Source organism: Pseudomonas donghuensis, assembly GCF_000259195.1.
GTDB classification, from domain to species: Bacteria; Pseudomonadota; Gammaproteobacteria; order Pseudomonadales; family Pseudomonadaceae; genus Aquipseudomonas; species Aquipseudomonas donghuensis.
Window position 1 is genome coordinate 6370 of record NZ_JH650796.1, and the last position, 5852, is coordinate 12221.

At 63.6% G+C, this 5852-nt stretch carries 8 protein-coding genes; 3 read left to right on the forward strand and 5 right to left on the reverse strand.

Annotation, left to right across the window (positions count from 1 at the left end):
* The 5 genes from UW3_RS27795 to UW3_RS28925 form a co-directional block, all read right to left on the reverse strand.
* Positions 1 to 487: PqiC family protein (locus UW3_RS27795; protein WP_010227109.1), on the reverse strand; the 487-nt coding region annotated here is incomplete at its 3' end.
* 16 nt (positions 488 to 503) lie between these two features.
* Positions 504 to 2156 carry a PqiB family protein gene (locus UW3_RS0126210; RefSeq protein ID WP_010227111.1) on the reverse strand — a complete coding sequence of 551 codons (1653 nt, stop codon included), beginning with the start codon at positions 2154 to 2156 and terminating at the stop codon, positions 504 to 506.
* A complete protein-coding gene (locus UW3_RS0126215) occupies positions 2149 to 2775 on the reverse strand; it encodes a paraquat-inducible protein A (RefSeq protein ID WP_010227113.1) in 627 nt (208 codons plus the stop codon). Before UW3_RS0126215 ends, UW3_RS0126210 begins: the two co-directional genes overlap by 8 nt.
* Positions 2772 to 3371, reverse strand: a complete 600-nt coding sequence (locus tag UW3_RS0126220; RefSeq protein WP_010227115.1) for a paraquat-inducible protein A — start codon at positions 3369 to 3371, stop codon at positions 2772 to 2774. Before UW3_RS0126220 ends, UW3_RS0126215 begins: the two co-directional genes overlap by 4 nt.
* Positions 3372 to 3456: 85 nt before the next feature.
* Positions 3457 to 3615, reverse strand: a complete 159-nt coding sequence (locus UW3_RS28925) for a hypothetical protein (protein ID WP_158467535.1) — start codon at positions 3613 to 3615, stop codon at positions 3457 to 3459.
* 149 nt (positions 3616 to 3764) lie between these two features.
* On the opposite strand from UW3_RS28925, the gene UW3_RS0126230 reads away from it, so the two are divergent.
* The 3 genes from UW3_RS0126230 to UW3_RS0126240 all read left to right on the forward strand — a co-directional run bounded on the left by UW3_RS0126230 (position 3765) and on the right by UW3_RS0126240 (position 5796).
* Positions 3765 to 4280 (forward strand): DUF4142 domain-containing protein, encoded by a 516-nt coding sequence (locus tag UW3_RS0126230; RefSeq protein ID WP_010227117.1) that lies wholly within the window; start codon positions 3765 to 3767, stop codon positions 4278 to 4280.
* Between the two features lie 202 nt (positions 4281 to 4482).
* On the forward strand, positions 4483 to 4833 hold the full coding sequence (locus UW3_RS0126235) for a DUF3302 domain-containing protein (RefSeq protein ID WP_010227119.1): 351 nt from the start codon (positions 4483 to 4485) through the stop codon (positions 4831 to 4833).
* Positions 4834 to 4836: 3 nt separating this feature from the next.
* Complete coding sequence (locus tag UW3_RS0126240; protein ID WP_010227121.1) at positions 4837 to 5796, forward strand: HlyD family secretion protein; 960 nt, start codon at positions 4837 to 4839, stop codon at positions 5794 to 5796.
* Positions 5797 to 5852 lie beyond the last annotated feature (56 nt).

Here is a 5852-nt window from a genome sequence, read left to right on the forward strand (position 1 = left end):
GCTCGGTGAAGCGTTTGAGGTTCTGTTGGTGGGCCAGCACCAGATCGTCGATGCTGGTGCCGGCCGGGGTCTGGATCACGCTGCGGCAGTTCAGCACCGCGTTGCCGGCACGCAAGCGCCAGCGGGCATCGAACAGGGCGTATTGCCCCGGCACCGAGTCAAAGCGCTGGACCTCCACGCGCAAGCCCTGGCGCGGTTGGGCAGTGCTGCTGACGAACTGGTTGACCAGGGCATTGCGCAACTCGTCGGCGAGGCTTGCGCCCCACCATTCGGTCTCGAGGATCGCCAGGCCGCTGTTGCCCTGGCGAATCACTACCTGTGGCCGATCGACCTGGGGCGGCACGCTGACCTGCTCCAGCTGTATATCGACGCTGCTGGCTGGCGCCGGTTGCTGCGGGATCAGCGTGTGGTAGTGGATCGGGTCGCTGCGGCAGGCGGCCAGCAACACCGCCAGGCTCAACACTGCAAACGGGGAGGCATGCGCCATAGGTGTGCTCCTGCGGTCAATTGCGCGACGAAGGTTTCAGCGAGTCAGCGGGTGCATCCTTGGGCCGGCCACGCAGCAGCGATTCAGGATTGCGTCCCAGGTAATCGGCCAACTCGCGCAGCGAGCGCGACATGCGCCCCAGCTCGTCGAGGGTCTGGGTCAGTTGCTCGCGCTGCGGCGAGTCCTCGGCCAGGGTCGAGTTGGCCGACTGCAGGGTCTTGCTGACTTCCTGCAAGGTGCCCTGGACGCCCGGCAAGGTGCGGCTGTTGAACTGCTGCAAGCTTTTGCGCAATTCCACCAGGTTGGCGTCGAGGTTGTTGGCGATGCGCTCGAGCGGCAGGCGGTTGAGCTTTTCGACCATGGCCTGGAACTGCTCCTGCAGTTGCTCCAGGCTACCCGGTACGGTGGGGATGGTAATCGGCCGGGCTGTGGGGTCGAACACCACCTTGGGCGCCTTGGGGTCGAAATCGAGGGCGATGTACAGCTGCCCGGTGAGCAGGTTGCCGCTGCGGGCCTGGGCGCGCAGGCCGTTGTCGACGAAAGAGCCGAGCAATTGCGCGGCGGCCTTTTCGTCGTCGGGGTCGTGGTTCAGTGCCTTGAGCAGCTTGGTGTGGGCTCGGCCCAGGCGTTGCGGGTAGATGACGATACCGACATTGACCGGGAAGGTGCGCTTTTCGACGTCGAAGTCGAGGTTCACCGAAACCACCGAGCCGATTTCCACCCCGAGGAATTCCACCGGGGCACCGACCTTGAGGCCGCGCAGGGCCTGGTCGAAGCGCAGGCTCAGGTACTGTGCCTTGCCATGGGGCGGGGCGAGCGCCCGGGCGCGGTCGTCGAACAGCTCGAACTGGCGGTCTTCGGCGGCCACCTGATCGTCGGGGCTGTAGTCCGGGGCGCGAAAGGCGATACCGCCGACGATCACCGATGACAGCGACTCGGTGCGAAAGGCAAAGCCGTTGGCGCCGACTTCGACATCGACACCGCTGGCGTTCCAGAACCGGGTGTTGTCGGTGACGAAGGCATCGTTGGGCGCGTTGATGAACACCTCGATACTGACCCCTTTGCCGTTCTCGTCGAGGCTGTAGGCCACTACCTGGCCGACCGGAATCTTGCGGTAGTACACCGGCGAGCCGACGCCCAGCGAGCCAAGGTCGCTGGCATGCAGGAAAAAGCGCTTGCCCGGTTCGCCATAGGTGATCGGCGGTGGCGATTCGAGGCCGATGAAGGCCTTGGCGCGGGTGTTCGATTCGCCGGAGTCAGCGCCGATGAAGTCGCCGGACAACAAGGTATCGATACCCGACACGCCGCCGGCGCCGATGCGCGCGCGCACCACCCAGAACTTGGCGTCTTCACGGGTGAAGTTTTCGGCCTGCTTGACCAGCTTGACCGTGGCGGTGACGTTCTTCTGGTCCTTGCTCAGCTCCACGGCGGTGACCTGGCCGATGACCACGTTGCGGTACTTGACCGCGGTTTTGTTGGCCTCCAGGCCCTGGCCGGTCTTGAAGGTGATCTCGATGGTCGGGCCTTGCTGCATGACGTTGTGCACCACCAGCGACAACCCCACCAGTACGGCCACCAGCGGCACGATCCATACCAGCGAGATGCTGAAACGGCGGGTCTTGACCGCGGGTTGGCCGGGTTGTGGGCTGTCTTGGCGGGTATCAGTCATCGGCCTGCTCCTTGTCGCGCTGCCAGATCAGTCTAGGGTCGAAACTCATTGCCGCCAGCATGGTCAGCACCACGACCATGCCGAAAAACAGAATGCCCGGGCGTGGCGCGATGTCGCCCAGGGCCTGGAACTTGACCAGCGCCGCCACTAGGGCGACCACCAGCACATCGAGCATCGACCAGTAGCCGATCAGCTCGACGAAGCGGTACAGACGTGCCCGTTGCGTCTGCGCCCAGGTGCTCTGGCGCTGCACGGTGATCAGCAGCAGGGCCAGGGCGACGAACTTGGTCGCCGGCACGGCGATGCTGGCAATGAAAATGATCAGGGCGATGTCCCAGGCACCGTGCTCCCAGAACTCCATGACCCCGCTCATGATGGTGCTGTCGGCGCCGCTGCCGAACAACGTGGTGTTCATCACCGGCAGCAGGTTGGCGGGGATGTAGAGCACCAGCGAGGCGATCAGGTAGGCCCAGGTACGGGCCAGGGAATCGGGCTTGTGCGCATGCAGCGGCGCACCGCAGCGCTCGCACTCGTGCGGCTGGTTGCTGTTGTCGCAGGCCATGCCGCAGGCGTGGCAGAGCACCAGGTTGAGCTCGGCGGCGCGTGGCGGGCGGTTCATGGCAGCAGGTCCCAGAGTTCACGGATATCGCGCCCGGCGATGCGCAATATCAGCAGGCTCAGGGCCGCCAGGGCCAGCAGGCCGATGCCCGGCAGCACATCGAGCATGCCGGCCAGCTTGAACACCGCGACCATGGCGCCGAGCAGGCACACCTCGAGCATGCTCCACGGGCGCAGGGTTTCCAGCCAGCGCATGCACAGGCTGAAGCCTGGGGCGCGGCCGCCGGCCAGGGCAAAGCCGAGCACCCAGATCAACAACAGCAACTGGAACACCGGGGCGATGATGATCGAGATCGCCGCCACCAGGGCGATGAAGGTGATGGGCCCGGTGGCCAGGGCCTTGACCGAATCCCACAGGGTAGCGCTGTTGTGCAGGCCTTTGAGGCTGATGCTCATGATCGGGTAGAAGTTGGCGAACACCCAGAGGATCAGCGCAGTGACGCTCAGGGCCAGGCGTTGCTGCACGCTCAGGCCGTTATAGCGCTGCAGCACGGCGCCGCAGCACTGACACAGGGCTTTCTGGTGCTTGCCGAGGCTGGCCTTCTGGTACACGCAGTCGCAATGTTCGCAGATGATCAGCTGATGGGTATCCAGCATGGCGCGCGCTCTGGCTGCGGGCGGGGACTAGGTCAATATAGTCGGCGCTGGCGCGGGGCTGCGGATTTTTTCCCCCGCAGGCTCCCTACAGGTGCTGGCGTGGTGAAGCGGGCAGGTGCGCCAGTTTCAACGCCTGGGCAGCGGCGCGCGGCAGTTGGGCGAGCAACTCATCGAACCGCGCCTTGTCGGGGACATAGCGCCAGCCCGAGATACCGACGTGCAAGTGCGCTTTGCCAGGCTTCATAGGGTTCGGTCGCTCAATGTCCAGGACGCAGCCACCGGCACTTGTGAGTTCCATTGGAAAAACCGGAACCTCTGTCGTTGTCTGCGGTTCAGAACAGATAGTGGTCACAAAAAACCACCAAGCACCACTCCCAGACGAGGATTTTCATGATGAGTACACTTTTGCGCACCGGGGCCTTTGCACTGGCCTTCAGTCTTGTCGGCGCCGTCCATGCCGCCCAGGATGCCGACGACTTTGTCGAAGACGCCTCGGCCAAGGGCGTGGCCGAGGTCGAAGCGGGCAAGCTGGCCCAGGAGAAAGGCACCAGCAGTGATGTCAAGGCGTTCGCCGACATGATGGTCAAGGATCATCGAGCGGCCAACCAGAAGCTCAAGGTGCTGGCCACCAGCAAGGACATAAAGGTCTCCACCGATGCCGACCTGATCGACAAGGCCAAGGCCATGATCCTCGAGCTGCGCGGCGCCAAGTCCTTTGACCAGGCCTATGCCAACAACCAGGTCAAGGCCCACGAAGCGGCCATCGAACTGTTCCAGGATTACGCCAAGGACGGTAAGGACGCTGAACTCAAGGCCTTCGCCACCCAGGCCCTGCCGACCCTGCAGGCCCACCTGGAAAAAGCCCGGGCACTGGCCGCTGCGCACGGCGGGGATGAAGCCAAGCCTTGATCTGAAAGCCACGAAGACCGTCGCCGCAACGACGGTCTTCGCCGCCTTGCTATGGCCGTTGCGGCACTTGCGTGAGTCGTTGGCCTTGAGCCGCGCCCCGACCCTGTGGCACGACCAACGGTATGGGTGACCTGCCGGTTGCCAAGGCGTTGGGTGAACTACACTCAAGCCACTTCTCACAGCGCTGCGCTGGTAAGCAATCATGCTTGATTACTTCGCCTTGGGTTTGTTGATTTTTGTCGGCCTGGTGCTGTTCTACGGGATCATTGTGTTGCACGACATCCCTTATGAAATCGCCGTGCACCGCAACCACCCGCACCAGGACGCGATCCACGCCACTGGCTGGGTCAGCCTGTTCACCCTGCATGCGCTGTGGCCATTCCTGTGGATCTGGGCGATGCTCTATCGCGAAGATCGCGGCTGGGGGTTTGGCGACGGCAAGTCGCCGCAAAGCCATGTGCTGCGCCTGGAGCAGCAGGTGGTCGAGCTGCAGCAGCGCATCGACCGCCTCGAGGGAACATCCGCCACTGTCGATGCCGGCGAAGGCATCTGAGCCATGGACCTGTTGCTGATCCTCACCTACGCCGCGATCTGTGTGGCGATTTTCAAGCTGTTTCGCATCCCGCTGAACAAATGGACGGTGCCCACTGCGGTGCTCGGCGGCATCGTCATGATTGGCGCCCTGATCTTCACCATGAACTACAACCACCCGTATTCGGAGGTGGCGCGGTCGTATTTCGTCTCGGTGCCGGTGATCCCGGTGGTGACCGGCCAGGTGATCGAGGTGCCGGTCAAAGGCAACCAACCGCTGGAGAAGGGCGATGTGTTGTTTCGCATTGATCCGACGCCGTTCGAGCACCGTGTGCGCTCGCTCAAGGCGCAGATCATCGCCGCCAGGGGCGACCTGTACCGCATCAACGAGCTGATCAAGCGCAACTTCGGTACCCGCCGCGAGCAGGAAGCGGCCATCGCCCGGGTCGACGACCTGCAGGCGCAACTGGACAACGCCCAGTTCGAACTCGACAGCACCGTGGTACGGGCGCCAAGCAAGGGCTATGTCACCCATGTATCGCTGCGCGCGGGGATGATGGCCAGTGCCTTGCCGCTGCGCCCGTCAATGGTGTTCATCCCTGACGAAGGCCAATACTTCGCCGCCTGGATGCGCCAGAACAGCTTGTTGCGCCTGGTGCCGGGCGATGAAGCGGAAGTGGCCTTCGACGGCATTCCGGGCAAGGTCTTTCGCGGCAGGGTCAAGAATGTCATCGCGGTGATTGGCGAAGGTCAGGTGCAGCCCTCCGGCAACCTGGTCAGCTACACCGGTTCGCCCCCGCCCGGGCGCGTGCCGGTGATCATCGAGATCGACGATCCGGCGTTCGCCCAGTACGCCAAGCAGATGCCGGGAGGTGCCTATGGCCAGGCGGCGCTGTACAGCAAGCACTTTCCGCATATTGCCACGATGCGCAAGATTCTCCTGCGCATGGCGGCATGGATGAACTACATCTTCCCGTTTCATTGACGGCGTGCAAATGTGCGACCTGTGGGCGCGATGAGGCCGGTACAGCCAGCACATCA